The organism is Streptomyces sp. NPDC006711 (assembly GCF_042869775.1).
Classification (GTDB): domain Bacteria; phylum Actinomycetota; class Actinomycetes; order Streptomycetales; family Streptomycetaceae; genus Streptomyces.
The window spans coordinates 91,654-118,634 of sequence record NZ_JBIAGO010000008.1 but is presented as its reverse complement, the minus strand read 5'-3'; the positions used below and the strand labels follow the sequence as shown (position 1 = coordinate 118,634).

Genomic DNA, 26,981 nt, shown 5'->3' with positions numbered 1-26,981 from the left:
AGTACGGGTGCCGGGCCGGGGTTGTGCGCAGACTCCCCGGCCGGGCACCCGGCGCTCATGCCACTGGATCAGCCGACGACGGTCCAGGTGTCCTTGCCCGCGAGCAGCGCGCCCAGGTCGCCCTTGCCGTTCTGCTCGATGGCGGTGTCGAGCTGGTCGGCCATCAGGGTGTCGTAGACCGGACGCTCCACGGAGCGGAAGACGCCGATGGGGGTGTGGTGCAGGGTGTCCGGGTCGGCGAGCCGGGACAGCGCGAACGCGGTGGTCGGCGAGGCGCTGTGCGCGTCGTGGACCAGGATGTCCGCCTCGTTGTCCGGGGTGACGGGGACGACCACGAGGTCGCCGGTCGCCGCGTCGCGGACCACGCCCTTGGCGGCGTCGGCGCCGAAGCGGATCGGCTGTCCGTGTTCGAGGCGGATCACCGCTTCCTGCGCCTGGTCCTTGTCCTTGAGGACGTCGAAGGCACCGTCGTTGAAGATGTTGCAGTTCTGGTAGATCTCCACCAGCGCGGTGCCCGGGTGTTCGGCGGCCTGGCGCAGCACCTCGGTGAGGTGCTTGCGGTCGGAGTCGACGGTGCGCGCGACGAAGGACGCCTCGGCGCCGATCGCCAGGGACACCGGGTTGAAGGGCGCGTCGAGCGATCCCATCGGCGTCGACTTGGTGATCTTGCCGACTTCGGAGGTCGGGGAGTACTGGCCCTTGGTGAGACCGTAGATCCGGTTGTTGAACAGCAGGATCTTCAGGTTCACGTTGCGGCGCAGGGCGTGGATGAGGTGGTTGCCGCCGATCGACAGCGCGTCGCCGTCCCCCGTGACCACCCACACGCTCAAGTCCCGCCGCGATGAGGCGAGTCCGGTCGCGATCGCCGGTGCGCGGCCGTGGATGGAGTGCATGCCGTACGTGTTCATGTAGTACGGGAAGCGCGAGGAGCAGCCGATGCCGGAGACGAAGACGATGTTCTCCTTGGCCAGGCCGAGTTCGGGCATGAAGCCCTGGACGGCGGCCAGGACCGCGTAGTCACCGCAGCCCGGGCACCAGCGCACCTCCTGATCGGACTTGAAGTCCTTCATGGACTGCTTGCCCTCGGCCCTGGGGACCAGGTGCAGGAGCTCGTTGGTGTGAGCGTCAGGCATCGATGGCCTCCTTGAGGGCGGTGGCAAGCTGCTCCGCCTTGAACGGCATGCCGTTGACCTGGTTGTAGGAGTGGGCGTCCACCAGGTACTTGGCGCGGATGAGGGTGGCGAGCTGGCCGAGGTTCATCTCCGGCACGACGACCTTGTCGTAGCGGGCCAGGATCTCGCCGAGGTTCTTCGGGAAGGGGTTGAGGTGGCGCAGATGGGCCTGGGCGATGAGCTCGCCCTGGGCGCGCAGCCTGCGCACGGCGGCGGTGATGGGGCCGTAGGTGGAGCCCCAGCCGAGCACCAGGGTGCGGGCGCCGCCCGGGTCGTCCACGCCCAGGTCGGGGACCTCGATGCCGTCGATCTTGGCCTGGCGGGTGCGGACCATGAAGTCGTGGTTGGCCGGGTCGTAGGAGATGTTGCCCGTGCCGTCCTGCTTCTCGATGCCGCCGATGCGGTGTTCGAGCCCCGGCGTGCCCGGGACCGCCCACGGCCGGGCGAGGGTCTGGGGGTCGCGCTTGTAGGGCCAGAACACCTCGGTGCCGTCGGCCAGGGTGTGGTTGGGCGCGCTGGCGAACCGCACGCGCAGGTCCGGGAGTTCACTCAGCTCGGGGATCCGCCACGGCTCGGAGCCGTTGGCCAGGTAGCCGTCCGAGAGCAGGAAGACCGGGGTGCGGTAGGTCAGCGCGATGCGCGCCGCCTCCAGCGCCGCGTCGAAGCAGTCGGCCGGCGTTTTCGGCGCCACGACCGGCACCGGCGCCTCGCCGTTGCGGCCGTACATCGCCTGCAACAGGTCGGCCTGCTCGGTCTTGGTCGGCAGACCCGTGGAGGGCCCGCCGCGCTGGATGTCCACGATCAGCAGGGGCAGTTCGAGCGAGACGGCCAGACCGATCGCCTCGGACTTCAGGGCGACGCCCGGTCCCGAGGTGGTGGTGACGGCGAGCGAGCCGCCGAACGCCGCGCCGAGGGCGGCCCCGACCCCCGCGATCTCGTCCTCCGCCTGGAAGGTCCGCACCCCGAAGTTCTTGTGACGCGACAGCTCGTGCAGGATGTCGGAGGCCGGGGTGATCGGATAGGAGCCCAGGTAGAGCGGCAAATCCGCCTGCTGTCCGGCGGCGATCAGACCGTAGGACAGGGCCAGGTTGCCGGAGATGTTGCGGTAGGTGCCGGCCGGGAAGGCCGCCGTGGCCGGCGCGACCTCGTAGGAGACCGCGAAGTCCTCTGTGGTCTCGCCGAAGTTCCACCCCGCGCGGAACGCCGCCACGTTCGCCTCGGCGATGGCCGGGTTCTTGGCGAACTTGGCCCGCAGGAACGTCTCCGTGCCCTCGGTGGGCCGGTGGTACATCCACGACAGCAGCCCGAGGGCGAACATGTTCTTGGAGCGCTCGGCCTCCTTGCGGGAGAGCCCGAACTCCTTCAGCGCCTCCACGGTCAGCGTGGTCAGCGGCACCGGGTGCACGTTGTACGCCGACAGGGAGCCGTCCTCAAGCGGGGAGGTGTCGTAGCCGACCTTGGCCATCGCGCGCTTGGCGAACTCGTCCGTGTTCACGATGATCTCGGCGCCGCGCGGCACGTCCGCCAGGTTCGCCTTCAGCGCCGCCGGGTTCATCGCCACCAGCACGTTCGGCGCGTCGCCCGGGGTGAGGATGTCGTGATCGGCGAAGTGCAACTGGTAGCTGGAGACACCCGGCAGCGTGCCGGCGGGCGCCCGGATCTCGGCCGGGAAGTTGGGCAGCGTCGACAAGTCGTTGCCGAATGACGCGGTCTCCGAAGTGAAGCGGTCACCGGTGAGCTGCATGCCGTCACCCGAGTCACCCGCGAAACGGATGATCACGCGGTCGAGACGCCGGATCTCCTTCGCGCCTGCGGGCCTGCGCTGCGCTTTGACCAGGGCCTCTTCGGCTCCGTCGGCCTGCTCGGCTGGGCTACTGACCTGGCTGGTCACTGAACTGGACCTCCCTCGGGCGGCTGCTCGGGCGCCTCCGGCCGACCGGTAGCGCCAAGGCCCACCCTACGTCGGTAAGGGTGGCCTTCCCTGGGCCGCTCACATGTTGGACGCTCTTTTGAGACGCCTCACTGCCCTGAACTGCCATTGATCCGCTCCCCGCCGGGCGGCGCCGCCCGACGGGCCCTTCACCCCGGACGGCCGGGGCCCGCACGGTCCCCGACGGGGCGGCGGACGGTCATGAGTTGATGTACGTCAGGACCGCCAGGACCCGGCGGTGGTCCCCGACGCTGGGCGAGAGCCCGAGCTTCAGGAAGATGTTGCTCACGTGCTTCTCGACGGCGCCGTCGCTCACCACCAGCTGCTTGGCGATCGCGGAGTTGGTCCGGCCCTCGGCCATCAGGCCAAGGACCTCCCGTTCACGCGGCGTCAGATGGGCGAGCACGTCCTGCTTGCGGCTGCGCCCCAGGAGCTGGGCGACGACCTCGGGGTCGAGCGCGGTGCCGCCCTTGGCGACCCGCACCACGGCCTCGACGAACTCCCGCACGTCGGCGACCCGGTCCTTGAGGAGATAGCCCACGCCCCGGCTCGACCCGGCGAGCAGTTCGGTGGCGTACTGCTCCTCCACGTACTGGCTGAGCACCAGCACCCCGATCGCGGGGTACCGCGCCCGCAGCAGCACCGCCGCGCGCACGCCCTCGTCGGTGTGGGTGGGCGGCATCCGCACGTCCGCCACCACCACATCCGGGGCCATGCCCTGCTCCGCCAGCTCCCCCACCGTCTTGACCAGCGCGTCCCCGTCGCCCACACCCGCGACGACGTCATGCCCCCGGTCGGTCAGCAGCCGGGTCAGGCCCTCCCGAAGCAGCACCGAATCCTCGGCGATGACCACCCGCACCCTGTCCTCCACGATCCCGCTGCCCCCCGTGCTTCCTTGGCTCCGTGGCCGGGCCCGCCCGGGCGCCCGGCCCATGACTCGGCGTGAGCCATGGCGTTGTGCCCACCCAGCATCCCAGCATCGGGGCAAGAATCCGCCTGCGCCAGGCAAAATCCCCCGGCCCTGTGCGGGGGCCGGGGGAGTGGGCCGGGCGCGCCGTATCGCGCGGGGGCGCGAAGACGGGCGAGGTCAGGGGCGCGTCAGGCGCGCCACGGCAGCTCCGCCGTGATCGTGGTCGGGCCGCCGGGCGGCGAGTCGACGACCAGAATCCCGTCCACGGCGTCCAGCCGCTCCGCCAGACCCGCGAGGCCAGAGCCGGCCGACGCGTCCGCCCCGCCGCGTCCGTTGTCACCGACCTGGAGCATCAGCCGTTCCCCCGCGCGCCACACGTCGACGGAGGCGCGGCCGGCCCCGCTGTGCTTGCTGACGTTCTGGAGCAGTTCGGAGACCGTGTAGTACGCGATGCCCTCGATCGCCGGGACCGGCCGGGCCGGCAGGTCCACCTCGACCATGACCGGGACCGTGCACCGGGAGGCGACCGAGGACAGGGCCGCGTCGAGACCCCGGTCGGTGAGCACCGCCGGGTGGATGCCGCGCGCCAGGTCACGCAGTTCCTGAAGGGCGACCTTGACCTCGCCGTGCGCCTCGCCGACCATCGCGGCCGCGGCCTCGGGGTCCTCGGCCAGCTTCTCCTTGGCCAGGCCCAGGTCCATGGCGAGCGCCACAAGCCGGGCCTGCGCGCCGTCGTGCAGGTCCCGCTCGATGCGCCGCAGGTCGGCCGCCGTGGTGTCCACGACGACCCCCCGGTCCGACTCCAGCTCACTCACCCGCTCCTCCAGGCGCGAGGGGCCGAGCAGCCCGACGACGAGGATCTTGTCCATCGTGGCGAGCGCGCGGACCAGCCACGGCACGACGAGCGTGATCAGCAGCCCGACCAGCGCGGTCAGGGCGACCGTGGCGGGCGTGTCCAGATACACGTTGTGCTTGTCGCCGCCGTAGACCTGGATGCCGTCGTGGCTGGTGTAGGTGGGGAAGACCCACTGCCACAGCGGGTACGACAGGAGCGTCCAGCCGACCGTCCACGTGGTCAGGGAGGTGACGAAGGCGAAGATCGCCCAGGGGAAGTGCAGCACCGAGTAGAGCAGGTGGCGCCAGGAGACCCCGCTCTTGAGCACTCCGCCGACCCAGCCCATGAACCCGCCGCGCGAACGCACCGGCCCCGGGTCGGCGATCTCCACCCGCAGCAGCGTCCGCGCCCTGACCCGCTCCATCGCCCCGAAGGCGCGGCAGCCCATCAGGCTCACGGCCATCAACGGGATGCCGAGGAAGGTGATGAGCAGGCCCGCGCTCATCGACACCATCACGACCGCCCAGCAGAACAGCACGATGCTGATGGGCAGGCTGAGCAGCAGGTAGCCGAATTCCCGGAACGTGCGCCCCTCGAACGGCGCGCGCAGCACCGGCGGAAGGAGGTGTTGCCGCGGCTCGCGGGAGCGCGCCCCGCCGTACCCGTACTCGCTCTCCATGGTCATCGGTCCTGTCCGTCCATTCCTCGTGACGCGGCCGCCGTGGTGGCGCCGCCCTCATGAACACCAGCTTCGCGCCGGGCGCGGCCCGGGACCATGCGGCCGGTCACCCTCTTCGGGCGGGGGTTTTCCCTACCCCCGGCCGCCGCCGGGTCAGTCCTTCGGGCCCCGGTCGCGCCAGGGCAGTTCGGCCGTCACGACGGTCGGGCCGCCCTCGGGGGACTCAAGGACCAGCAGCCCGTCCACCGCGTCGAGGCGTTCGGCGAGCCCGGCCATGCCGGTGCCGCCGTCGATCCGGGCGCCGCCCACCCCGTCGTCCTCGACCTGGATGAGCAGCCGCTCCGCGCTGCGCCACACCTCGACCGACGCGGTGCGCGCCCGGCTGTGCTTGCTGATGTTCTGGAGCAGTTCGGAGACCGTGAAATAGGCGATGCCCTCGATCGCGGCGGCGGGGCGCGCCGGCAGGTCGACGGCGACCGTGACCGGGACCGTGCAGCGGGAGGCGACCGAGGACAGCGCCGCGTCCAGACCCCGGTCGGTGAGCACCGCCGGGTGGATGCCGCGCGCCAGATCGCGCAGCTCCCGCAGCGCCAGCTTCACCTCGCCGTGCGCCTCGTCCACCATCACGGCCGCCGCGTCCGGATCCTCCAGCAGCTTCTCCTTCGCCAGACCGAGCCCCATGGCGAGCGCCACCAGACGGGCCTGAGCGCCGTCGTGCAGATCGCGCTCGATGCGGCGCAGATCGGCCGCCGCCGTGTCCACGACCACGCCCCGGTCGGACTCCAGCTCGGCGATCCTGCGCTCCAGGCTGTCGGACGGCGAGAGCAGGGAGCGCACCATCATCCGGTCGACGTTGGACAGGCCCCGCACCACGAAGCCGAGCACCGGCCACGCGAGGAAGAGGGAGACCACCGTCACCGTGAAGGTCAGGATCCCCCAGGGCAGCCGCACGAACTCGTACAGCACATTGCGCCAGGCCACCGGGTCGCGCAGGCTCGTCCACAGCCAGGGCAAGAGACCGCCGTGCCGCCGTGGACTCGCCGGGATGGGCGTGGACTCCTCGACCCGCACCCCCAGCAGGGCCCGCGCCCTGGCCCGCTCCGCCTTGCCCAGCTGGCGCGCCCCGAGCAGCCCGGCCGCGAGCAGCGGCAGGCCGATCACGGTGACGGAGAGACCGAGCCCCAGCACGACCACCACGACGACATACGCGAAGCCGAACACTCCGAGCGGCAAGTTGGCGAGGAGATGAACGATCTCCTTCCAGGTGTGCCGGTCGTAGGCGAACCGCACCGCCGGCGGAGTCGCGCTCTGGGCGCCGGCGGCGACGCCTGCGGAGGGTGCTGCGTACCGTTGCTGGTCGCGGGGGGTGCTGGTCATGGTGCCAAGACTGCCGGGCGCCGATCCCCGATGCCATGGGGTGCCGCACCCTCTTGTACGGGGGAAAACCCCACCCCGGCGGGGCCCGGCGCCGGACGTGCCTGCCAAGGGCCCCCTTAGCAGGGCCTAGACTCCCGTGCGTACACAGCGTCGAACAGGGCGCTACGAGATCATCGAGACCATCGAGGCCAGGGAACGAGGGGCGCGACGTGCCGGAACCGACCGTGCGCCAGACGCCGGCGTTGGCTGCCGACTACTTCCACAGCTACTCGGTCGTCGGCCTGCTGGCCGTGGTCGGCGTGCTGTTCGTCGCCGTGGCCTTCGCGGCCGGGCGGCTGCTGCGGCCCGTCGTGCCGACGCGCGAGAAAATGCTCACGTACGAGTGCGGAGTGGACCCGGTGGGCGAGGGCTGGGCCCACACCCAGGTCCGCTACTACGTCTACGCGTTCCTGTACGTGATCTTCGCCGTCGACTCGATCTTCCTCTTCCCCTGGGCGACCGTCTTCGCGGCGCCCGGCTTCGGCGCGGCCACCCTGGTCGAGATGTTCATCTTCCTGGGCTTTCTGGCCCTGGGACTGCTCTACGCATGGAAGAAGGGCGTCCTGGAATGGACGTGACGACTCCCGGGCCCGCCTCGCAGCCCGTTCCGCTGCCCGAGCCGAAGCGCCTTGGCGTGCTCTCGCGCCTGGCCCCCGAGCCGATGAAGGTGGTCCTCAACTGGGGCCGCCGCTACAGCCTGTGGGTCTTCAACTTCGGCCTCGCCTGCTGTGCCATCGAGTTCATCGCCGCCTCGATGGCCCGCCACGACTTCATCCGGCTCGGCGTGATCCCCTTCGCGCCGGGGCCGCGCCAGGCCGACCTCATGATCGTCTCCGGCACGGTCACGGACAAGATGGCGCCCGCGGTCAAGCGTCTCTACGAGCAGATGCCCGAGCCCAAGTACGTCATCTCCTTCGGCGCCTGCTCCAACTGCGGTGGCCCGTACTGGGATTCGTACGCGGTGACCAAGGGCGTGGACCAGATCATCCCGGTCGACGTCTACGTGCCCGGCTGCCCGCCCCGGCCCGAGGCGCTGCTCCAGGGCATCCTCAAGCTCCAGGAGAAGATCGCCCGCGAATCGCTCGGCGAGCGGTACGCCGACGCGGCCACCCCGGCCCAGCTGACCAGCGGGCTCGTCGCCGCGCCGCCCGTGCCCGGGGAGGGGCGGGCGTGAACGCGTACGACACCCTGCCCGACGGCGTCGCCGAGATCTTCGGGGCCGGGGCCACGGCGGCGCGGGCGTACGACCTGCTCACCGTGGACGTGCCCGCCGACTTCTGGATCGCCGCCCTCGAAACCGCCCGCGACCGGCTGGGCTGCACCTACTTCGACTGGCTGAGCGCGGTCGACGAGCCCGGCGCGGGCTTCCAGGTCTGCGCGCATGTCGTCGCCCTGGCCGACGGCGCGGTCCGCCGGCTGCTCCTGCGCACGACCGTTCCGCACGCCGCCGCCGTACTGCCGTCCGCCGTCGATGTGTACGCGGGCGCGGCCTGGCACGAGCGCGAGACCCACGAGATGTTCGGTGTGGACTTCACCGGCCACCCGCACCTGGTGCCGCTGCTCCTGCCGGAGAACTTCGAGGGCCACCCGCTGCGCAAGGACTTCGTGCTCGCGGCCCGGGTCGCGAAGGCGTGGCCGGGCGCGAAGGAGCCGGGGGAGCCGGCGGCGGGGGCGCAGGGCCCCAAGCGCCGCCAGATGCTTCCGCCCGGCGTCCCCGACCCCAACGAGTGGGGCCCTTTGAAGGGCCAGCTCCCCCCGGCCCCGGCCCGCCCGGCCCGCGCGGCTCGTGCGGCGGGGGAGCGTCCGGCCCGCGCGGCGGGAGAGCGTCCGGTGCGGCGCGCGCGCAGCGTGTCGGAGGGCTCGGCGTCCCAGGCGCCGGGCACGGAGACGGCGCGGGGTACTGCTGTGACCCCGGGTACTGCTGTGACCCCGGGTGCGCCGGTGACTCCGGGTGCGCCGGTGTCTCCGGGTACGGCTGCGACTCCGTCGGCCCCGGATGCCCAGGCCGGTCCGGGTGTTTCCGCGACCCCGGCGGCCCTGGATGCCCAGGCCGGCCCGGGTGTTTCCGCGACCCCGGTGGCGCCCTCGGGCTCCGACGCCGCCCCGGCCGTACGCCCGCGCCGCAACAGGAGCGCGAGCGAGGGGTCCGCCTCGCAGGCGGCTCCCGACGCGGCGCCCCGGGAAGCCGACGCGAACGCCGAGGCCGAGCCCGCCCCGCCGGCCAGGACGCGCGGTTCGGACGCCCCCTGGCACAACCCGAAACCGGCCTTCGACGAGACGGACCCGGGCCCGGCGGGCGAACCCCGCCCCCGATCCGCGCCCGAGGCCGCGCCCGAGGCCGCACCGGAGTCCGCGCCCGAACCGTCCGGCCCCGCCGAACCCGACCCCACCAAACGATCCGACCCCACCAAACGATCCGACCCCACCAAACGATCCGACCCCGCCGAACCAACCGACCCCGCCGGAGGCGACCCGCGTGAATGACGCACTCGACGTCGCCCTCCGGATCGTCGTCGTCTTCGTCGTCTTCCTCGTCCTCCCGCTGGTCGTCGGGCAGGCCGAGCACAAGGCGATGGCGCACATGCAGGGCCGGCTCGGCCCGATGTACGCGGGCGGCTTCCACGGCTGGGCCCAACTCGTCGCCGACGGCGTGAAGTTCGCGCAGAAGGAGGACATCGTTCCGGCTGCGGCCGACCGGCGGATCTTCCAGCTCGCGCCCGCCGTCGCGCTGCTGCCCTACCTCCTCGTCCTCGTCGCCGTCCCCATCGGCCCGAGCCAGGGCGCGGTCGGCCAGGCCGTCGACGCGGGCATCTTCTTCGTGCTCGCCGTGATGGGCGTGGGCGTACTCGGCTCGCTCATGGCGGGCTGGGCATCGGCCAACAAGTTCTCCCTGCTGGGCGGGTTGCGCACCGCCGCCCAGCTCCTCGCGTACGAGCTGCCGATGCTGCTGGCCGCCGCCTCCGTGGCGATGGCGGCCGGCACGGTCTCGCTGCCCGGCATCCTCAACGCCTTCCACTGGTGGTGGCTGCCCTGGCAGATCGTCGGCGCGCTCGTCTTCTTCGTCGCGGGGCTCGCCGAACTCCAGCGCCCGCCCTTCGACATGCCCGTCGCCGACTCCGAGATCATCTTCGGCGCGTACACCGAGTACACCGGCCTGCGCTTCGCGCTGTTCCTGCTCGCCGAGTACGCGGGCATCGTCGTCCTGTGCGGCCTGACCACCGTCCTGTTCCTGGGCGGCTGGCACGGCCCTGGCGGCGCCGACGGCCTGGGCTGGGTGTGGACGCTGCTCAAGACGGCCGTACTCGCCTTCGTCGTCATCTGGCTCCGGGTCAGCTATCCCCGCCTGCGCGAGGACCAGCTGCAAAAGCTCGCCTGGACCACGCTCATTCCGCTCGCGCTCGCCCAGATCGCGCTCACCGGCATCGTGAAGGTGGCGATCAGCTAATGGCTGTCCCCGGTTCCGGCCTCGCCAAGGGCCTCGCTGTCACGCTGCGCACGATGACGAAGAAGACCGTCACCGCGCAGTACCCCGACGTCCAGCCCGAACTCCCGCCCCGCAGCCGGGGCGTGATCGGCCTGTTCGAGGAGAACTGCACGGTGTGCATGCTGTGCGCCCGCGAGTGCCCCGACTGGTGCATCTACATCGACTCCCACAAGGAGACGGTCCCGGCGGCGGTCGAAGGCGGCCGCGAACGCAGCCGCAACGTCCTCGACCGGTTCGCGATCGACTTCTCGCTCTGCATGTACTGCGGCATCTGCATCGAGGTGTGTCCCTTCGACGCGCTCTTCTGGTCGCCGGAGTTCGAGTACGCCGAGACGGACATCCACGAACTCACCCATGAGCGCGACAAGCTGCGTGACTGGATGTGGACGGTCCCGGCCCCGCCCGCGCTCGACCCCGGCGCCGAGGAGCCCAAGGAGGTCGCCGCCGCCCGCAAGGCCGCCGACAAGCTGGCCGCCGCGCAGGCCGCGGAAGCCGCCCAGGCTGCGGAAGCAGCCCAGGCCGCGGATGCCGCGCACGGCGCGGATGCGGCGCACGGCGCGGATGCCGCGCACGGCGCGGATGGCGCCCAGGCCGCCGATGCCGCGCAGGCTGCGGAAGCAGCCCAGGCCGCCGATGCCGCCCAGGCCGCCGATGCCGCCCAGGCCGCCGATGGCGCCCAGGCCGAGACCCGCTCCGCCCCGGATGCCACCCCCGGCCCCGACGCCGGCCCCGACTCCGCCCCCGAGGGAGGACAGGCATGAGCGCCGTTCTCGCCCAGGCGGCCCTCACCGCGCCGCACGGCTTCCTGTCGCCGACCGGCGTGGAGATCGCGTTCGTCCTCGTCGGCGTCGCCACCCTCGCCGCGGCCGTCCTGACCGTCACGACCCAGCAGCTCGTGCACGCGGCGCTGTGGCTGGTCGTGGCGCTCGGCGGCCTCGCCGTCGAATACCTCCTGCTCACCGCCGAGTTCATCGCCTGGGTGCAGGTCCTCATCTACGTCGGTTCGATCGTGGTGCTCCTCCTGTTCGGGCTGATGCTCACGCGGGCCCCCATCGGCCGCTCCCCGGACGCCGACTCCGGCAACCGCTGGGCCGCGCTCACCGTGGCCGTGGCCGCCGCCGGCGCCCTGGTCTGGGTCGTCGTGGACGCCTTCCGCACGAGCTGGATCGACCTGGACGGAGCGGCCCAGGGCTCCACCAAGGTGACCGGAGAGATCCTGTTCCGGCACTGGGTGCTGCCCTTCGAGGCGCTGTCCGTCCTGCTCCTCGCGGCCCTGGTGGGCGCGATCGTGCTCTCCCGCAAGAGTGGTCCAGGGGACGCCACGGGCTCACCCGCCGACGACGCTTTCGGCGCGGCCCCCGGTCCCGCCGCCCCCCGTGAGACGGAGACGCGCTGATGCACCTCGCCTATCCCGCCGTGCTCGCCGTCCTCCTGTTCTGCGTCGGCCTCTACGGTGTGCTCGCGCGGCGCAACGCGATCCTGGTCCTGATGTCCGTCGAGCTGATGCTCAACGCCGTCAACCTCAACCTCGTCGCCTTCGACGTCTGGCTGCGTGACAGCCTGCACGCTGGCCAGGCGCTCACCCTGTTCACCATCGCCATCGCCGCCGCCGAGATCGGCATCGGTCTGGCGATCGTGCTCGCGGTGTACCGCAACAGAGGCACCGCCGACATCGACAAGCTCCGCGACGCCGCCGAAGGCCCCGGCCCGGCGGACCCCGAAGACCCCGCCGCCCCGGCGCAGAAGGCTGAGGCCGCCGCGTGACCACCACGACCCTCGCCGTCTTGGTCCCCGTCCTGCCGTTCCTGGGCGCCGCGGCCGCCCTGCTGCTCGGCCGCCGCGTTCCCGGCTTCGTCCGTCCGCTCGCGGTGCTCCCGACGCTCGCCGCGTTCGGACTCGCGATCGCCGTCGCCGTCGACCAGGGCGGCGGCAAGGCGATCGACGCCGTCACCCGGCTCACCCCGACCGGCTCCGTACCGATCGAACTCGCCCTCCACCTGGACGGGTTCGCGGTCCTCGTCGCCGTCCTCGTCGGGCTCGTCGCCACCTGCGTCCAGCTCTACTCGACGGGCTATCTGCGCGACGACCCGCGCTACACCTCCTACGCCGCGCTCGTCTCCCTGTTCACCTCCGCGATGCTCCTCGTCGTCTACTCCGGCGACCTCATGGTGCTCCTGGTCGGCTGGGAGATCATGGGCATCTGCTCGTACTTCCTGGTCGGCCACTACTGGGAGACCCCCGAGGCGCGCGCCGCCTCCCTGAAGGCCTTCCTGGTCACCAAGCTCGGCGACGTCCCCTTCCTGATCGCCCTGTTCGCGCTGGCCACCGACGCCGGTACGTTCCGGATCACCGGCGTCGTGCAGGCCGCCCTGACCGGCGGGATCGGCCACCCCACCCTCATCGCGCTGCTGCTGCTCGCCGGGGTGGCCGGCAAGTCCGCCCAGTTCCCGCTGCACACCTGGCTGCCCGACGCGATGGCCGGCCCCACCCCGGTCTCCGCGCTGATCCACGCGGCGACCATGGTGGCCGCCGGCATCTACTTCGTGGCCCGGCTGCTGCCCGTCTTCGCCGCGTCGGCGGCCGCGATGACCGTGCTCGCCGTGATGGCCGCGATCACCATGGTCGGCTCGGCGCTCGCCGCGCTCGCCCAGGACGACATCAAACGGGTCCTCGCCTACTCGACCATCGGTCAGCTCGGCTACATGTCGGGTGCCCTGGCCGTCGGCGACCGCGGCGCGGCCGTCTTCCACCTCCTGTCGCACGGCGCCTTCAAGGCGCTGCTCTTCCTCGCCGCCGGCGTGATCATCCACGCCTCCGGCACCAACTCCCTGACCGCCATGTCCCGCATGGGGGGCCTGGCCAAGAGGATCCCCGACGCGTACTGGACGATGACCGTCGCGCTGCTCGCGCTCGCCGCGATCCCGCCCTTCGCCGGCTTCTTCTCCAAGGAGGCCGTGCTGTCCGCCGCCGAGCACACCGCGCTCGGCGAGAGCCACCTCGCCCCGTCCGGCGCCGGGTGGACCGTGCTGATCGCCGGCCTGGTCACCGCCCTGCTCACCGCCGCCTACGCGACGCGCCTGTGGCTGCTCGCCTTCCGGGGCAGGGAAGCCGAGGCCCCGGACCTTCCCCACGCTCTCCACTCCGTTCGAGCAGGGGAGACCCCGCGGCGGCAGCCGGTCGTCATGAACGCCGTGCTCTGGGTGCTCGCCGTCCCCTCCCTCGCGTTCGGACTCACCACGGGACGTCTCGCCGGCTGGTTCGACGGGCGGCCCCTCACGCCGGCCCTCACCACCGCCGTGCTGTCCACGGGTGTCGCGCTCATCGGCGCTCTGGTCACCTACGCCGCCTGGCGCCACACCTCGGCGCGGGCCGCCCTTACCCCGATGGGCGCCGTCGCCGCCCACCCCGAGGGCGGCGCCGGCCTGGTCGAGGAGGAGGCCATCGCCAGCCACACCGAGGTCTACGGGTCCATCGCCTCCGCCCCCGACCCCGCCGACCCCGGCCGGCTCCTGCTCGGCCCACTGCACCGCCACGCGGCCAACGGCTTCCACCTGGACGCCGTGTACTCCGCCCTGTTCGTCCGCCCGGTCCTCGCGGCGGCCGGCCTGGTCCGCTTCCTTGACCGGGAAGTCGTCGAGACCTACGTACGCGCCGCGAGCGCCGGGCCACGCGGGCTCGGCTGGGCCGTGCGCCGCGCGCAGAACGGCAATGTGCAGCGCTACCTCGGCGCGCTGCTGGCCGGCTCCCTCGTCCTGGCGGCCGCCGTGGTCGTCCTTGCCAACGTCACCTCGGGGTCCTGAGCCGTGATCGATATCAGCGAGTCCGTGATGCGGTTCCTTCTGGCGTTCATCGTCGTCGTCCCCCTGATCGGGGCCGTGGCGGCGCTGCTGCCCGCGCCGCCCGGCCTGAAGGGCCGCAGCCCCGAGCAGGCCGTGCTGCGCCACGGCGTGACCGTGACCGGCGTGATCCTCATCGCCGCGATCGTCCTCGCGCTGGGCTTCGACCGGGGCCACCCGTCGAAGATGCAGGCCACGACGGACATCCAGTGGATCCCGGCTCTCAACGTCCACATCCATCTCGGCATCGACGGCATCTCCCTCCCCCTCCTCGTCCTGACCGCGCTGTTGACCTTCCTCTGCGCGCTGTACAGCTACGGATCGCCCCCGCGTGGGCGGGGAACGAACCCGAAGGCGTTCGTCGCGCTCCTGCTCGTCCTGGAGTCCGGCACCCTCGCCACCTTCGCCGTCCTCGATCTCGTGCTGTTCTTCCTCGCCTTCGAGATGGTCCTCATCCCGATGTACTTCCTCATCGCCCGCTGGGGCGGGGCCGAAAGGGCCGCCGCCGCCTGGAAGTTCATCCTCTACACGCTGCTCGGTTCGGTCGTCATGCTGCTCGGCCTGCTCCTGATCGGGGTCAAGGCGGGCACGTTCGACATGGTGGCACTCGCCACTGACAACGGCCGGGGACTGACCACGTCGGTGCAGGTCGTCGCCGTTCTGGCGATCGGGATCGGGCTCGCGGTCAAGACCCCGATGTTCCCGCTGCACAGCTGGCTCCCGGACGCCCACACCGCCGCCCCGACCGTCGGCTCGGTGCTGCTCGCCGGCGTGCTCCTGAAGATGGGCACGTACGGGTTCGTACGCATCGTGCTGCCGATCGCCCCGCACGGCATGCACACCTTCGCGCCCTACCTCGCGGCCTTCGCGGTCGCCGGGATCATCTACGGGTCGCTCGCCTGCCTCTCCCTGGCCAAGGAGGGCAACAAGGGCGACCTGAAGCGGCTGATCGCGTACTCCTCCGTGGGCCACATGGGCTTCGTGCTGCTCGGCATCGCCTCGATGACCCCGACCGGCGTCAACGGCGCGCTCTTCGCCAACATCGCGCACGGCCTCATCACCGGCCTGCTGTTCTTCCTGGTCGGCGCCCTCAAGGACCGCTACGGCACCGCCGACCTCGACACCCTGGCCGGGGCCACCGGAGCCGCGCTCTACGGCCGGGCCCCGCGCCTCGGCGGCCTGCTCGCCTTCGCGGCGGTCGCCTCGCTCGGGCTGCCGGGACTCGCCGGATTCTGGGGCGAGATGCTGTCGATGTTCGGCGCCTTCGACCCGGCGGCCGGACTCAGCCGCCCCGCCTACCTCACCTTCGTGGCCATCGCGGCCCTCGGCACCCTGCTCACCGCCGCGTACCTGCTGGTCGTCGTGCGCCGGGTCTGCATGGGCGCCAAGCCCGCCGAAGGGCCCGTGCTCGCCGACATCCAGGGCCATGAGTTCGCCGCCTGGAGCCCGCTCGTCGCGCTCACCGTCCTCGCCGGGCTCTGGCCCGCGGTCCTCCTCGGCCTCACCGACCCGGCCGTCCAGAAGCTCCTCGCAGGAGGCAAGTCGTGACCCCCGACGTCACCACCGCGGCGGCCGGCACCGCGAGCCTGGTCCAGTCCGTCGACTGGACCGCGATCGCGCCACCCCTGATCACGGCGGTCCTGGCCCTGGTCGTGCTGCTCGCCGACCTGTTCCTGCCTGCGCGGCGCAAGCCGCTCCTCGGCTGGATCACCGTCGCCGGGCTCGTCGTGGCGCTCGCCTCGCTCGCGCCGCTGCGCACGGGCAGCCGCTCCACGTTCTGTCTGACCGCCGACCCCGACGCGTGCAGCTACACCGCCGACCAGTTCGCCTTCGTCATCCAGGCGCTGGTCCTCGGCGGCGCCCTGCTCACCGCGCTGCTCGCCATGAAGGACACCGAGGACAGGCTCCCGGCCGGCGAGTTCTGGTTCCTGCTGCTCTCCTCGGCGGCCGGCGCGGCCCTGCTGGCCGCCGCCCGCGACCTGGCCACCCTCGTCGTGGCCCTGGAAGTCGCCTCGCTGCCCGCCTTCGCGCTCGTCGGCCTCAAGAGGGGCGACCGGCTCTCCTCCGAGGCGGCCCTGAAGTTCTTCCTGTCGTCGGTGACGGCGACGGCCGTGATGCTGCTCGGCGTCAGCTTCGTGTACGCGGCGACCGGCACCCTGCACCTCACCGAACTCGCCACCCAACTGGCCGCCGTTCCCGGCCAGTTGGCGACCGTCGCCGAGGTGGGCGTCGTCCTGACCCTGGTCGGCTTCGCCTTCAAGACGGCGGCGGCGCCCTTCCACTTCTGGGTGCCCGACACCTATGTGGGCGCCCCGCTGCCCATCGCCGCCTACCTCTCCGTCGTCGGCAAGGCGGTCGGCTTCTCCGGGCTCATCCTGGTGACGGTCGTCGCCTTCCCCGCGTACGCCGACGTGTGGGGCCCGGCGCTCGCCGTGTTCGCCGCGCTGACCATGACGCTCGGCAACGCGGCCGCCCTGCGCCAGTCCGCCACCCGCGCCCACAGCGCGGTCCGGCTGCTCGCCTGGTCCTCGGTGGGCCAGGCCGGCTACCTCCTGGTGCCGATCGCGGCCGCCGCGTACTCCAGCGACAGCAAGGTCGGCGCGACCGTCGCGTACGCCCTGATGTACGCCGTCGTGAACCTGGGCGCGTTCGCGGTCGCGGCCCTGGTGGCCCGCGAGCGGCCCCTGAACCGCCTCGGCGACTACCAGGGCCTGTACGCCGAGCGCCCCCTGGCCGCGCTCGCGCTCGCCTTCTTCCTGCTGTGCCTGGCAGGGCTCCCGCCGGGCATCATCGGCCTGTTCGCCAAGGTCACCGTCTTCTCGGCGGCCGTCGACGCGGGCCTGGGATGGCTCGCGGTCGTCATGGCGCTCAACGTGGTCGTCGCCCTCTATTACTACCTGCGCTGGACCGCGCTCCTGTTCCGCCCGGCGCGGACCGCCGACGAGTCCGCGAACGCGTCCGCGAAGGAGACCACGAACCCGTCGGTGAACGAATCCGCGCACGAATCCGGGCCCGGGTCCCCGGCCGAGCGGCCCGTCCGCGCCCGTGTCCCCGCCCCCCTCTCGCTCGCCATCGGGCTCACCGCCGTCGCCGGGGTCGTCCTGTCCGGCCTGCCCCAGCTGGTTCTGCACTTCGCCACGGTGGCCCTCTTCTAGGGTCGCCGGGGCCCGGCGACCCTGGCACGGTTTGGCGCCCGCGCCCTGGAGACGGCACTGTCGTACGCGTACATCCCGGCGCGCACGCGCGTGCGACGGCGCGGAACACGACGAGAGACATCAGGGAGCAGAGCGGTGCTGAGCGGGTTCAAGGACTTCATCCTGCGCGGGAACATCGTGACGATGGCGGTCGGTCTGGCCGTCGGATCGGCCTTCACGGCGGTGGTCACGGGCTTCAGCACCGCGTTCATCACCCCGCTGATCGGTATGGCCACCCGCTCGACCGGCGACTTCAGCACGGCGACCTTCACCGCCGACGGCGTGACGTTCCCTTATGGCAAGTTCGTCGGCGCGGCCATCGCCTTCGTGATCACGGCGGCGGTGCTCTACTTCGTCGTCGTCGTGCCCATGATGAAGGTGCAGGCCCGCTTCGACCGCAAGGACAAGCCGGTGGACATCAAGGCCGCGCTGCGCGACTGCCCCGCCTGCTACTCCCAGGTCCCCGGCATCGCGACCCGCTGCGCGCACTGCACGAGCGAGCTGGAGCCCGACCCGAAGGCGCTGGAACTCGCCGGGCTGCCCGCGCCGCGCTGATCGGACACGGACGGCGTAACCGCCCTTCGGCGCGCACAAGGGAACCAGCGTCCCCCGCCTGGCGTTGACCAGTACGGGAGAGTCCACTGGACATCGGAAGGACCACCTGCGAAGGCTCCCCACCGCACCACTTGGAGGGCGTACCGTGCACCGCCGGCACAACGGGCTGAAGACCGCTGTCCTTCTCGGAGGACTGTCCGCGCTCATCATCGTCATCGGCAGCTTCTTCGGGCGCACCGGGCTGATCGTCGCGCTCCTGGTCGCGCTGGGCACCAACGCGTACGCGTACTGGAACAGCGACAAGCTGGCGCTGCGGGCCATGCGCGCGCGCCCGGTCAGCGAGTTCGAGGCCCCGGAGCTCTACCGGATGGTCCGCGACCTCTCGACGCAGGCGCGCCAGCCCATGCCCCGGCTCTACATCTCGCCCACCCAGGCGCCCAACGCCTTCGCGACGGGCCGCAACCCGCGCAACGCGGCGGTGTGCTGCACGGACGGGATCCTGCGGATCCTGGACGAGCGCGAGCTGCGGGGCGTGATCGGCCATGAGCTCAGCCACGTCTACAACCGCGACATCCTCATCTCCTCGGTCGCGGGCGCCCTGGCCTCGGTGATCATGTTCCTGGTCAACTTCGCGTGGCTGATCCCGTTCGGCCGCTCCAACGACGACGAGGGGCCCGGCATCTTCGGCATGCTGCTGATCATGCTGCTGGGACCGCTGGCCGCCTCGGTGATCCAGCTCGCGGTCAGCCGTTCCCGGGAGTACGAGGCGGACGCGTCCGGGGCGCAGCTCACCGGCGATCCGCTGGCCCTGGCCAGTGCGCTGCGCAAGCTCGACGCGGGCACCAAGCAACTGCCGCTGCCGCCGGAGCCGGCGATCGAGACGGCCAGCCACATGATGATCGCCAACCCCTTCCGCCCCGGTCAGGGAGTGTCCAAACTGTTCTCGACCCATCCGCCCATGGCGGAACGCATCGCCCGACTCGAACAAATGGCAGGTCGCCGCCCGTGAAGACAATCCTGAACATCATCTGGCTGATTCTGTGCGGCTTCTGGATGTTCCTCGGCTACCTCCTGGCCGGCGCGCTGCTGTGCGTCACGATCATCGGCATCCCCTTCGGGGTGGCCGCCTTCCGCATCGGCAGGTACGCGCTCTGGCCGTTCGGCTACACCGTGGTGGACCGGCGCGGCGCGGGCGCGCCCTCCTGTGTCGGCAACGTCCTGTGGCTGGTCCTTGCGGGCTGGTGGCTCGCGCTCGGCCACATCGTCACCGGCATCGCGCTGTGCGTCACGATCATCGGCATCCCGCTGGGCATCGCCAACTTCAAGCTCATCCCGGTGTCCCTGCTGCCCCTGGGCAAGGAGATCGTTGCCACGGACGAGCCGTTCGCCGCGCGCTGAGAGCCGCAACCGCGCGGGCCCTTCGGGCGTCTTCCCCGGCGAAGACGTCAGTTGCGGAGTTACGCAACACGGCAAGTGCCCGTGAGCGCGTACGCACGAAAGGCAGGTTCCCGCCATGGGCATGGTCAGCTGGATCGTCCTCGGTCTGATCGCCGGGGTCATCGCCAAGGTCCTGCTCCCCGGTCGCGACCCGGGAGGTCTCGTGGGCACGACGCTCATCGGGATCGCGGGGGCGTTCGTCGGCGGCTGGATATCGGCCCGCTGGCTGGACCGGCCCGTCGCCCACAGCTTCTACGACGGAGCGACCTGGATGGCCGCGATCGGCGGCTCGCTCGTCCTGCTGATCATCTACCGCATCCTGTTCGGCAATTCACGCAGCCGCTGACCAACAGGGGGCGGGCCAGGGTGAATTGGGGCGTTCACCCGGCAAGTCCCGTTTCGCGCAAGGTGATATTGAGCCGCCCACGGACGAGGCCGGCCGCCGGATCGCCGGTGCCCGGGAGCACCTTGGGGACGCCGTGGTACGCGAAACGGGACGGCCCTCCGAAGACGAACAGATCGCCGGAGACCAGCTCCACATCCGTATAGGGCCGGCCCCGGTTCTCGCTGTTGCCGAAGCGGAAGACACAGCTGTCGCCGATGCTCAGCGAGACGACGGGCGCGTCGGACCGCTCGTCCTTGTCCTGGTGCAGGCCCATCGTCGCGGCGTCGTCGTAGAAGTTGATGAGCGCGGTGTCGGGCCGGTAGCGCGCTCCGGCGTCCGGGTCGCCATAGGCGGCGGCGACCGCCGAGCGTCCCAACTCCCGCAGCCACTCCGGAAACGCGGCGACCGCGTGCCCGTTCACGTCCGTCGCCGTGCGCGTGTAGCGGTAGGGCTGCCAGTGCCATCCGACGCACACCGTCCGCACCGACATGACGCCGCCGCCGGGCAGCACGGTGTGCCGGATGGGCACCGGCCCGCGCGCCCACTCCCGGCAGGCGGCGACCAGCTCGCGCCGGCCCTCCAGCGGCAGCCAGTCCGGCACATGGACCGCGCCGGGCGCGATCTCGGCCCGCCCGGGCCGCGGCAGCCGGAACAGCCCCTCGCTCATGACGCGAGCGCGCCCTCGAGCCCGAGCAGCGCCGCCTTGCGCTCCAGGCCGCCGGCGTACCCCTTGAGGGAGCCGTCGGAGCCGATCACGCGATGGCAGGGCCGCACGACGAGCAGGGGGTTGCGCCCGATCGCGGTGCCGACCGCGCGCACCATCACCGGGGAGGCGCCGAGCCGCCGCGCGATCTCCCCGTACGACGTCGTCGTCCCGTACGCGATCGCGTCCAGCTCGGCCCAGACCCGGCGCTGGAAGGCGGTGCCGGGCGCGTCCGCGGCGTACTCGATGTCGAAACGGGTCAGCTCACCGGCGAAGTACGCCCGCAGCTGCGCGGAGATCGCGGCGAAGGCCGCAGGCGCCCGCCGCCACCCGTCCCGGACGACGGCGCCGCCCTTCTGCCCCGGCACGGAGAGCGAGACCAGCGCGGTCCCGCCCGGCGCGGTCGTCGACTCCTGCCCCACGAGCAACAGCGCACCCAGGGGGCTTTCGAGGGTCGCGTAAACAGTCATCGCACTTTCCCTTCTTCGCGTACGACACCGAGTCTGCGACCCCGACTGCCCCTCGCGCTGGCGGAAATCAGACACCACGACCGGACGCCCCGAACGGGGGCGGACCGGGCCGGCGGCAGGGGTCAGCGGTAGTTCACGAACTGGATCGCGAAGTCGAAGTCCTTGCCCTTGAGCAGGGCCTGGACGGCCTGGAGGTCGTCGCGGCTCTTGGAGGAGACGCGCAGCTCGTCGCCCTGGACCTGGGCCTTGACGCCCTTGGGGCCCTCGTCGCGGATGGCCTTGGCGACCTTCTTGGCGTTCTCCTGGGAGATGCCCTCCTCGATGGAGGCGAAGATCTTGTACTCCTTGCCGGACAGCTGCGGCTCGCCCGCGTCCAGCGACTTCAGGGAGATACCGCGCTTGATCAGCTTGGACTCGAAGATGTCGAGGATCGCCTTGACCCGCTCCTCGCCGTTCGCCTGCATGAGGATCTTCTCGCCGGACCACGAGATCGAGGCGTCGGTGCCCTTGAAGTCGTAACGCTGCGAGATCTCCTTGGCGGCCTGGTTGAGGGCGTTGTCGACCTCCTGCCGCTCGACCTTCGAGACGATGTCGAAACTGGAGTCGGCCATGTCCTGTGGCTCCTTGGATCGGGGTGTGTCGGGGGTGCGCACGAGCCGGCGGCCGGGCGCGCGGCGACCCGGCCCCACTGCCGAACCACCGTCCCAAAGCCTAGTCACCCCTCGCGCGGGAGAGCGCTGATCAATGGGGTGGCGAAGCACCCCTGAGCATCAGGTATCGTTTACGTCGTTGCCACGGAGCGCCGCCCCACAGCGGAGATCCGGTGGCGACATCCCATGGCGGTGTGCCCGAGTGGCCAATGGGAACGGACTGTAAATCCGTCGGCTCTGCCTACCCAGGTTCGAATCCTGGCGCCGCCACACTGGGTGAAACCCCCGGTGATCCGCAGTAACGCGGATCACCGGGGGTTTCTTCGTGTTCCGACGTGGTTGTCCCGCCCCCCGGCGTCCACCGGCCGGGTGGCCGGGGCCCGCTCAGTTGCCCGCCACGCCCTTGACCGCGACCGTCACCGGTGTGGAGCCCGCGATGAGTTCCAGGGTCAGGCCGGACGTGGCCGGGGTGTCCACGAGTTCGGCCAGGACCGCCGCCACGTCGTCGCGGGGGATGGCGCCGCGGCCGGTCGAGGCGGCGAGGGAGACCAGGCCCTTGCCCGCGTCGTTGGTCAGCGATCCGGGGCGCAGGACCGTCCAGTCCAGGCTCGCGCGGGAACGTACGGCGTCGTCGGCCGCGCCCTTCGCGCGCAGGTAGGCGTCGAAGACGCCGTCGCCCGCGTGCGAGGCGTCCGCGCCCATCGACGACACGATGACGTAGCGGCGTACGCCCGCCCGCTGCGCCGCGTCGGCGAGCAGGACGGCCGCCGCGCGGTCCACGCTCTCCTTGCGGGCCGCGTCGCTGCCCGGGCCCGCGCCGGCCGCGAACACCACCGCGTCCGCGCCCTTGAGCACGTCGGCGACCTCGTCCACGGAGGCGGACTCCAGGTCGAGCACGACCGGCTCGGCGCCCGCCTCCCGCAGGTCGTCCGCCTGTTCCCGCTTGCGGATGATGCCCGCCACCTCGTCGCCGCGCGCCGCGAGCAGCCGCTCAAGGCGCAGCGCGATCTGACCATGACCTCCAGCGATGACAATGCGCATGGTCACGACGGTACGCGGAGATGGCGCGGTCCGCTGGCGGGACGGGGCGGGGCACGGGCTGCGGCCCGGGTGGCCGCCGGCTCAGCCGGGTTCGCCCCGTGAGGACTCGGCCCGGCCCTGCCGGGGGAGGTCGAGGGCGACGGCCGCCGCCGAGTCGCAGTACTCACGCACCGCGCTGGTACGGGCCACCACGCGGCCCCGGTGGATGACGATGCGGCTGTAGGCGAGGGAGAGGGCGCCGGCGACGCGTTCGCCGCGTACGGCGAGCAGTTCGGCGGGGAAGCCCGCCTCCACGCGCACCTCCGGCAGGCCCATCGTCTCGCGCGCCACCGTGCTGACCGCCGCGTACGCGTCCTCGGGGCGCAGCCCGGCCTGCGAGGCGAGGAGGTAGGCGGCCTCCAGGGGGTCGCCGCGCCCGACCGGGTTGGAGACGTCGCGCAACGCCCCGCTCCCGGCGGCAAGTCGCACCCCGGCCGACCTCAACAGGCGTACTGGCGCCACGGATTGACGGTCCGTCATGCCGCAGCCGCCTTGGGGCAGGCAGGTCACCGCGACGCCAGCCGTGGCGAGTTGGTCGGCGGCCCGGGCGGCGGTCTCGCGCGGGAGGCGGGACAGGCCGCCGCAGGGGCCGATCACGACACCCGGGCGCAGACCGCCGGACATGGCCGCCAGCCGGGCGAGGCGCGCCGGGTCGGTGCCGTCGGTGTGCAGGTCCACCGCGCAGCCGTGCTCGGCGGCGAGCTCGAAGACGGCCTCCGCGTAACCGGCGGGGTCGGCGTCCAGATCGGGGCAGCCGCCGACCACGGAGGCGCCCATCTTGACCGCGTCGCGCAGCATCGCGAGCCCGTCGGCGCCGGCCACCCCGGTCAGGAGCCGGGGCACGGCGACCACGGCGAGCTCGGTGAGGCCGCGCAGGGAGCGGCGGGTCTGGAGCACCGCCTCCAGCGGGTCGAGCCCGCTCACCTCGTCGATGCGTACGTGCGAGCGCAGCGCGGTGGCGCCGTGCCCGAGCTGGAGCAGCGCCGCTTCGGTGGCCCGGCGCTGGACCTCCTCGACCGCGTAGGAGACCGGGCCCTCCGCGCCCAGGGCGGTCAGGGCGGTGTCGCTGTGGGCGTGCGGCTCGGCGGGGGCGGGCAGCAGCAGGAACCCGTTCAGGTCGACGCGCGAGGAGCCGTGGGCGGCCAGGCTGCCGGCCGTGCCCACCGCCTCGATGCGACCGCCGCCGAGCCGCACGTCCACGCCGCGTCCGTCGGCGAGCAGCGCGCCGCACAGCAGCAGCGAGGAGCCGGAGGCGGGGTCGGGGCCCTCGCCGGTGCCGGGGGAGTGGGCCGGCTGCTGGTGGCTGTCGGACATCGCGCTCCTGCGTCGGGCTCGGGCTCGGGTGAGCGGGCTCGGGTGATCGGGCTCGGGCGGGCAGATCACGCAGCGTGAGGCGAGCCTAGGGGTGGCTGCGGCACGCATCGAGGAGGAGCGAAATAGTCGTACCGGTGTGGCCCTGAGTGGCCTACGGGACCGCTGGGAGGGGCCCTCGGGAGACCGCTGGTGCGGCGGCGCGAAACGGATTTGGGCGATCGGCGAGGGACCGTGTAATGTCTTCCTCGCTCGCCCCAATAGCTCAGTCGGTAGAGCGTCTCCATGGTAAGGAGAAGGTCTACGGTTCGATTCCGTATTGGGGCTCTGGTGCGGAAGCCCTCACCTTCGGGTGAGGGACTCCGTGTCAAAGCGGTGTAGCTCAGTCGGTAGAGCAAGCGGCTCATAATCGCTGTGTCACCGGTTCAAGTCCGGTCACCGCTACACACAGTAGCCGATTGTGGGGTCGGTCCTTCGATCGGCTACTCTTTCATGCGTTCATCCGTCAACCCGTCCGTCAAGGAGCACTCACGTGGCTGCCACCGACGTCCGCCCGAAGATCACGCTGGCCTGCGTGGAGTGCAAGGAGCGGAACTACATCACCAAGAAGAACCGGCGTAACAACCCGGACCGTCTTGAGATGAAGAAGCACTGCCCGCGCTGCAACTCGCACACCGCGCACCGCGAGACCCGCTAACAACGGCGTCTGGCATTCAGGCTCGTTCGAGAGGCCGTTCCCCACACCGGGGGGCGGCCTCTCGGCGTTGACGTGCGCGAGGCCGACGTGCGTGAGCTGACGTGTGCGAGGTTGACGTGCGTGAGGCTCACGTGCGCGAGCCGATGTTCCCCTCTCACCCTCATCCGCAGGAGGTAGCCAGCCGATGGCGCTCGACCAGTCCTTCGTGGGGCGGACCTATCCGCCCACCGCCCCGTACGAGGTGGGCCGCGAGAAGATCCGCGAGTTCGCCGTGGCGGTCGGGGACGAGAACCCGGCCTACACCGACCCCGAGGCGGCCAAAGCGCTCGGGCACACCGATGTGATCGCGCCGCCGACCTTCGTGTTCACCATCACGTTCGCGGCGGCGGGCCAGGTCGTCCAGGACCCCCAGCTCGGCCTCGACTACAGCCGGGTGGTCCACGGCGACCAGCGGTTCGCCTACAGCCGTCCCGTCCGCGCGGGCGACCGGCTCACCGTCACCTCGACCATCGAGGCGATCAAGTCCCTTGCGGGCAACGACATCCTGGACATCCGGGGCGAGGTCCACGACGAGGACGGCGAACACGTCGTGACCGCGTGGACCAAGCTGGTGTCCCGAGCGGCCGAGGGGGCCTGAGATGACCGCGAAGATCCGTTACGAGGACGTCGAGCCCGGCACCGAGCTGCCCGCCGCGTCCTTCCCCGTGACCCGTGCCACGCTCGTGCGGTACGCGGGCGCGTCCGGCGACTTCAACCCGATCCACTGGAACGAGAAGTTCGCCAAGGAGGTCGGCCTCCCGGACGTCATCGCCCACGGGATGTTCACGATGGCGGAATCCGTGCGCGTGGTGACGGACTGGGCGGGTGACCCCGGCGCCGTCGTCGAATACGGCGTCCGCTTCACCAAGCCGGTGGTCGTCCCGAACGACGACGAGGGCGCGCTGATCGAGGTCACCGCCAAGGTGGCGGCCAAGCTCGACGACGAGGCGCGCACGGTCCGCGTGGACATCACCGCGATGAGCGCGGGACAGAAGGTGCTCGGGATGTCCCGGGCCGTCGTGCGACTGGCCTGACGACGCGGGCCGCCCTGGTCGCCGTCCCCCGGCGGTCACGGGCGGCCGCGCCGCCCGGGCCCCCGCACCCCGGCCCGCCCGCACCCGTACGCTGGACCCCGTGCAGGAACTCCACGACGCCCCCCTCGCCCCCCTGACCACCCTCCGCCTCGGCGGCCCGGCCGACCGTCTGATCACGGCCACCACCGATGCCGAGATCGTCGCCGCCGTGCGCGAGGCCGACGACAGCGGCACCCCGCTCCTGATCATCGGCGGCGGCAGCAATCTGCTCATCGGGGACAAGGGCTTCGCCGGGACCGCCCTGCGCATCGCCACCCGGGGCTTCGACCTCGACGGCACCCGTCTCGAACTCGCCGCGGGCGAGGTGTGGAGCGACGCCGTGGCGCGCAGCGTCGAGGCCGGGCTCGCCGGCATCGAATGCCTCGCCGGCATCCCCGGCTCGGCCGGCGCCACCCCGATCCAGAACGTCGGGGCGTACGGCCAGGAGGTCTCCAGCACCCTCACGCACGTCGTCGCCTACGACCGGCTCGACCGTGCCACGGTGACGCTCACCAACGCCGAGTGCGCCTTCTCCTACCGACACAGCCGCTTCAAGCAGCACCCCGAGCGCTATGTCGTGCTCCGTGTCGTCTTCGAGCTGGAGGACGCGGGCGGCCTGTCCGCGCCGGTCAAGTACGCCGAGACCGCGCGCACCCTCGGAGTCGAGCCCGGCGACCGTGTCCCGGCCGCCGTCGCCCGCGAGACCGTCCTGAAGCTGCGCGCGGGCAAAGGGATGGTGCTCGACCCCGAAGACCACGACACCTGGTCGGCGGGGTCGTTCTTCACCAACCCGATCCTCACCAACGAGGCGTACGCGGCCTTCCTGGCCCGCGCCGAGGACCGGCTCGGCGCGGACGTGACGCCCCCCGCCTGGCCTGTCGGCGGCGACCGCACCAAGACCTCGGCGGCCTGGCTGATCGACAAGGCCGGGTTCACCAAGGGGTACGGGAGCGGCCCGGCCCGCATCTCCACGAAGCACACCCTGGCGCTGACCAACCGGGGCGGCGCCACGACCGAGGACCTGCTCGCGCTGGCCCGCGAGGTGGTGGCCGGGGTGGAGCGGGCGTTCGGTGTGACGCTGGTGAACGAGCCGGTGGGCGTCGGCGTGGAACTCTGACGCCCCGC

General features: G+C 71.8%; 28 protein-coding genes and 3 tRNA genes. 21 read left to right on the top strand and 10 right to left on the bottom strand.

The genetic code is table 11. The features are described 5' to 3' along the window. Nucleotides 1–68: 68 nt before the first annotated feature. From ACFYM2_RS18480 to ACFYM2_RS18460, 5 genes are all read right to left on the bottom strand, one after another. Complete coding sequence (locus ACFYM2_RS18480; RefSeq protein ID WP_388458667.1) at nt 69–1,133, bottom strand: 2-oxoacid:ferredoxin oxidoreductase subunit beta; 1,065 nt, start codon at nt 1,131–1,133, stop codon at nt 69–71. Further along, nucleotides 1,126–3,063, bottom strand: a complete 1,938-nt coding sequence (locus tag ACFYM2_RS18475; protein ID WP_359000964.1) for a 2-oxoacid:acceptor oxidoreductase subunit alpha — start codon at nt 3,061–3,063, stop codon at nt 1,126–1,128. The genes ACFYM2_RS18480 and ACFYM2_RS18475 overlap by 8 nt, the downstream gene beginning before the upstream one ends. Nucleotides 3,064–3,301: 238 nt before the next feature. Beyond that, a complete protein-coding gene (locus ACFYM2_RS18470) occupies nt 3,302–3,961 on the bottom strand; it encodes a response regulator transcription factor (protein ID WP_350234714.1) in 660 nt (219 codons plus the stop codon). Nucleotides 3,962–4,200: 239 nt separating this feature from the next. Next, nucleotides 4,201–5,526 (bottom strand): sensor domain-containing protein, encoded by a 1,326-nt coding sequence (locus tag ACFYM2_RS18465; protein ID WP_359001010.1) that lies wholly within the window; start codon nt 5,524–5,526, stop codon nt 4,201–4,203. A 153-nt stretch (nt 5,527–5,679) separates the two neighbouring features. Then, nucleotides 5,680–6,903, bottom strand: a complete 1,224-nt coding sequence (locus ACFYM2_RS18460; RefSeq protein ID WP_388458671.1) for a sensor histidine kinase — start codon at nt 6,901–6,903, stop codon at nt 5,680–5,682. A gap of 209 nt (nt 6,904–7,112) precedes the next feature. Between ACFYM2_RS18460 and ACFYM2_RS18455 the strand changes: the two genes are divergently transcribed. From ACFYM2_RS18455 to ACFYM2_RS18390, 14 genes are all read left to right on the top strand, one after another. Continuing rightward, a complete protein-coding gene (locus ACFYM2_RS18455) occupies nt 7,113–7,520 on the top strand; it encodes an NADH-quinone oxidoreductase subunit A (RefSeq protein ID WP_359000958.1) in 408 nt (135 codons plus the stop codon). Beyond that, entirely contained in the window at nt 7,511–8,116 is a 606-nt protein-coding gene (locus tag ACFYM2_RS18450) for an NADH-quinone oxidoreductase subunit B family protein (RefSeq protein ID WP_359000955.1), read from the top strand. The genes ACFYM2_RS18455 and ACFYM2_RS18450 overlap by 10 nt, the downstream gene beginning before the upstream one ends. After that, on the top strand, nt 8,113–9,426 hold the full coding sequence (locus tag ACFYM2_RS18445; RefSeq protein ID WP_388837257.1) for an NADH-quinone oxidoreductase subunit C: 1,314 nt from the start codon (nt 8,113–8,115) through the stop codon (nt 9,424–9,426). The genes ACFYM2_RS18450 and ACFYM2_RS18445 overlap by 4 nt, the downstream gene beginning before the upstream one ends. Further along, nucleotides 9,419–10,387, top strand: a complete 969-nt coding sequence (locus ACFYM2_RS18440; RefSeq protein WP_350232100.1) for a complex I subunit 1 family protein — start codon at nt 9,419–9,421, stop codon at nt 10,385–10,387. The genes ACFYM2_RS18445 and ACFYM2_RS18440 overlap by 8 nt, the downstream gene beginning before the upstream one ends. Next, nucleotides 10,387–11,187, top strand: a complete 801-nt coding sequence (locus ACFYM2_RS18435; RefSeq protein WP_388837254.1) for a NuoI/complex I 23 kDa subunit family protein — start codon at nt 10,387–10,389, stop codon at nt 11,185–11,187. The genes ACFYM2_RS18440 and ACFYM2_RS18435 overlap by 1 nt, the downstream gene beginning before the upstream one ends. Continuing rightward, a complete protein-coding gene (locus ACFYM2_RS18430) occupies nt 11,184–11,822 on the top strand; it encodes an NADH-quinone oxidoreductase subunit J (protein WP_359000946.1) in 639 nt (212 codons plus the stop codon). The genes ACFYM2_RS18435 and ACFYM2_RS18430 overlap by 4 nt, the downstream gene beginning before the upstream one ends. Then, entirely contained in the window at nt 11,822–12,190 is a 369-nt protein-coding gene (gene nuoK / locus ACFYM2_RS18425) for an NADH-quinone oxidoreductase subunit NuoK (protein ID WP_359000943.1), read from the top strand. Before ACFYM2_RS18430 ends, nuoK begins: the two co-directional genes overlap by 1 nt. After that, nucleotides 12,187–14,226 carry an NADH-quinone oxidoreductase subunit L gene (locus tag ACFYM2_RS18420; protein WP_359000940.1) on the top strand — a complete coding sequence of 680 codons (2,040 nt, stop codon included), beginning with the start codon at nt 12,187–12,189 and terminating at the stop codon, nt 14,224–14,226. Before nuoK ends, ACFYM2_RS18420 begins: the two co-directional genes overlap by 4 nt. Before the next feature lie 3 nt (nt 14,227–14,229). Further along, nucleotides 14,230–15,810 (top strand): NADH-quinone oxidoreductase subunit M, encoded by a 1,581-nt coding sequence (locus ACFYM2_RS18415; RefSeq protein WP_359000937.1) that lies wholly within the window; start codon nt 14,230–14,232, stop codon nt 15,808–15,810. Next, nucleotides 15,807–17,417, top strand: coding sequence for an NADH-quinone oxidoreductase subunit N (locus ACFYM2_RS18410; RefSeq protein ID WP_388458679.1), 1,611 nt, complete (start codon nt 15,807–15,809; stop codon nt 17,415–17,417). The genes ACFYM2_RS18415 and ACFYM2_RS18410 overlap by 4 nt, the downstream gene beginning before the upstream one ends. Before the next feature lie 135 nt (nt 17,418–17,552). Then, nucleotides 17,553–18,011, top strand: coding sequence for an MscL family protein (locus ACFYM2_RS18405; RefSeq protein WP_359000930.1), 459 nt, complete (start codon nt 17,553–17,555; stop codon nt 18,009–18,011). Between the two features lie 145 nt (nt 18,012–18,156). Further along, nucleotides 18,157–19,020 (top strand): zinc metalloprotease HtpX, encoded by an 864-nt coding sequence (gene htpX, locus ACFYM2_RS18400; RefSeq protein ID WP_359000928.1) that lies wholly within the window; start codon nt 18,157–18,159, stop codon nt 19,018–19,020. Beyond that, the gene (locus ACFYM2_RS18395) at nt 19,017–19,409 is read left to right on the top strand and encodes a YccF domain-containing protein (protein ID WP_388837251.1); all 393 of its coding nucleotides are present in this window, start codon (nt 19,017–19,019) and stop codon (nt 19,407–19,409) included. Before htpX ends, ACFYM2_RS18395 begins: the two co-directional genes overlap by 4 nt. Before the next feature lie 115 nt (nt 19,410–19,524). After that, on the top strand, nt 19,525–19,794 hold the full coding sequence (locus tag ACFYM2_RS18390) for a GlsB/YeaQ/YmgE family stress response membrane protein (RefSeq protein ID WP_388837248.1): 270 nt from the start codon (nt 19,525–19,527) through the stop codon (nt 19,792–19,794). Between the two features lie 34 nt (nt 19,795–19,828). Here the strand turns inward: ACFYM2_RS18390 and ACFYM2_RS18385 are convergent, their stop codons facing one another. The 3 genes from ACFYM2_RS18385 to ACFYM2_RS18375 form a co-directional block, all read right to left on the bottom strand. Beyond that, entirely contained in the window at nt 19,829–20,500 is a 672-nt protein-coding gene (locus tag ACFYM2_RS18385; protein WP_388837245.1) for an alpha-ketoglutarate-dependent dioxygenase AlkB family protein, read from the bottom strand. After that, nucleotides 20,497–21,006: a methylated-DNA--[protein]-cysteine S-methyltransferase gene (locus tag ACFYM2_RS18380; protein WP_388458686.1), complete on the bottom strand. Its 510-nt coding sequence runs from the start codon at nt 21,004–21,006 to the stop codon at nt 20,497–20,499. The genes ACFYM2_RS18385 and ACFYM2_RS18380 overlap by 4 nt, the downstream gene beginning before the upstream one ends. Nucleotides 21,007–21,128: 122 nt before the next feature. Continuing rightward, a complete protein-coding gene (locus ACFYM2_RS18375) occupies nt 21,129–21,617 on the bottom strand; it encodes a YajQ family cyclic di-GMP-binding protein (protein ID WP_350232113.1) in 489 nt (162 codons plus the stop codon). Nucleotides 21,618–21,844: 227 nt separating this feature from the next. On the opposite strand from ACFYM2_RS18375, the gene ACFYM2_RS18370 reads away from it, so the two are divergent. After that, nucleotides 21,845–21,926 (top strand) — tRNA-Tyr (locus tag ACFYM2_RS18370). Nucleotides 21,927–22,040: 114 nt separating this feature from the next. On the opposite strand, the gene ACFYM2_RS18365 is transcribed toward ACFYM2_RS18370, so the two are convergent. Both ACFYM2_RS18365 and ACFYM2_RS18360 read right to left on the bottom strand, forming a co-directional pair. Further along, nucleotides 22,041–22,697, bottom strand: a complete 657-nt coding sequence (locus tag ACFYM2_RS18365; RefSeq protein ID WP_359000917.1) for an SDR family oxidoreductase — start codon at nt 22,695–22,697, stop codon at nt 22,041–22,043. A gap of 81 nt (nt 22,698–22,778) precedes the next feature. Next, nucleotides 22,779–24,050: an amidohydrolase family protein gene (locus ACFYM2_RS18360; protein WP_359000914.1), complete on the bottom strand. Its 1,272-nt coding sequence runs from the start codon at nt 24,048–24,050 to the stop codon at nt 22,779–22,781. Between the two features lie 251 nt (nt 24,051–24,301). Here ACFYM2_RS18360 and ACFYM2_RS18355 point away from each other — a divergent pair. The 6 genes from ACFYM2_RS18355 (at nt 24,302) to ACFYM2_RS18330 (ending at nt 26,973) form a co-directional block, all read left to right on the top strand. After that, nucleotides 24,302–24,374, top strand: a tRNA-Thr gene (locus ACFYM2_RS18355). A 44-nt stretch (nt 24,375–24,418) separates the two neighbouring features. Continuing rightward, nucleotides 24,419–24,491, top strand: a tRNA-Met gene (locus tag ACFYM2_RS18350). Between the two features lie 88 nt (nt 24,492–24,579). Next, nucleotides 24,580–24,744, top strand: coding sequence for a 50S ribosomal protein L33 (gene rpmG / locus ACFYM2_RS18345; RefSeq protein WP_003956487.1), 165 nt, complete (start codon nt 24,580–24,582; stop codon nt 24,742–24,744). A gap of 184 nt (nt 24,745–24,928) precedes the next feature. Continuing rightward, nucleotides 24,929–25,381, top strand: a complete 453-nt coding sequence (locus tag ACFYM2_RS18340; RefSeq protein WP_350232117.1) for a MaoC family dehydratase N-terminal domain-containing protein — start codon at nt 24,929–24,931, stop codon at nt 25,379–25,381. Between the two features lies 1 nt (nt 25,382). After that, a complete protein-coding gene (locus tag ACFYM2_RS18335) occupies nt 25,383–25,817 on the top strand; it encodes a MaoC family dehydratase (protein WP_359000912.1) in 435 nt (144 codons plus the stop codon). A gap of 100 nt (nt 25,818–25,917) precedes the next feature. Then, nucleotides 25,918–26,973, top strand: a complete 1,056-nt coding sequence (locus ACFYM2_RS18330; protein ID WP_388837241.1) for a UDP-N-acetylmuramate dehydrogenase — start codon at nt 25,918–25,920, stop codon at nt 26,971–26,973. Nucleotides 26,974–26,981: the final 8 nt, after the last annotated feature.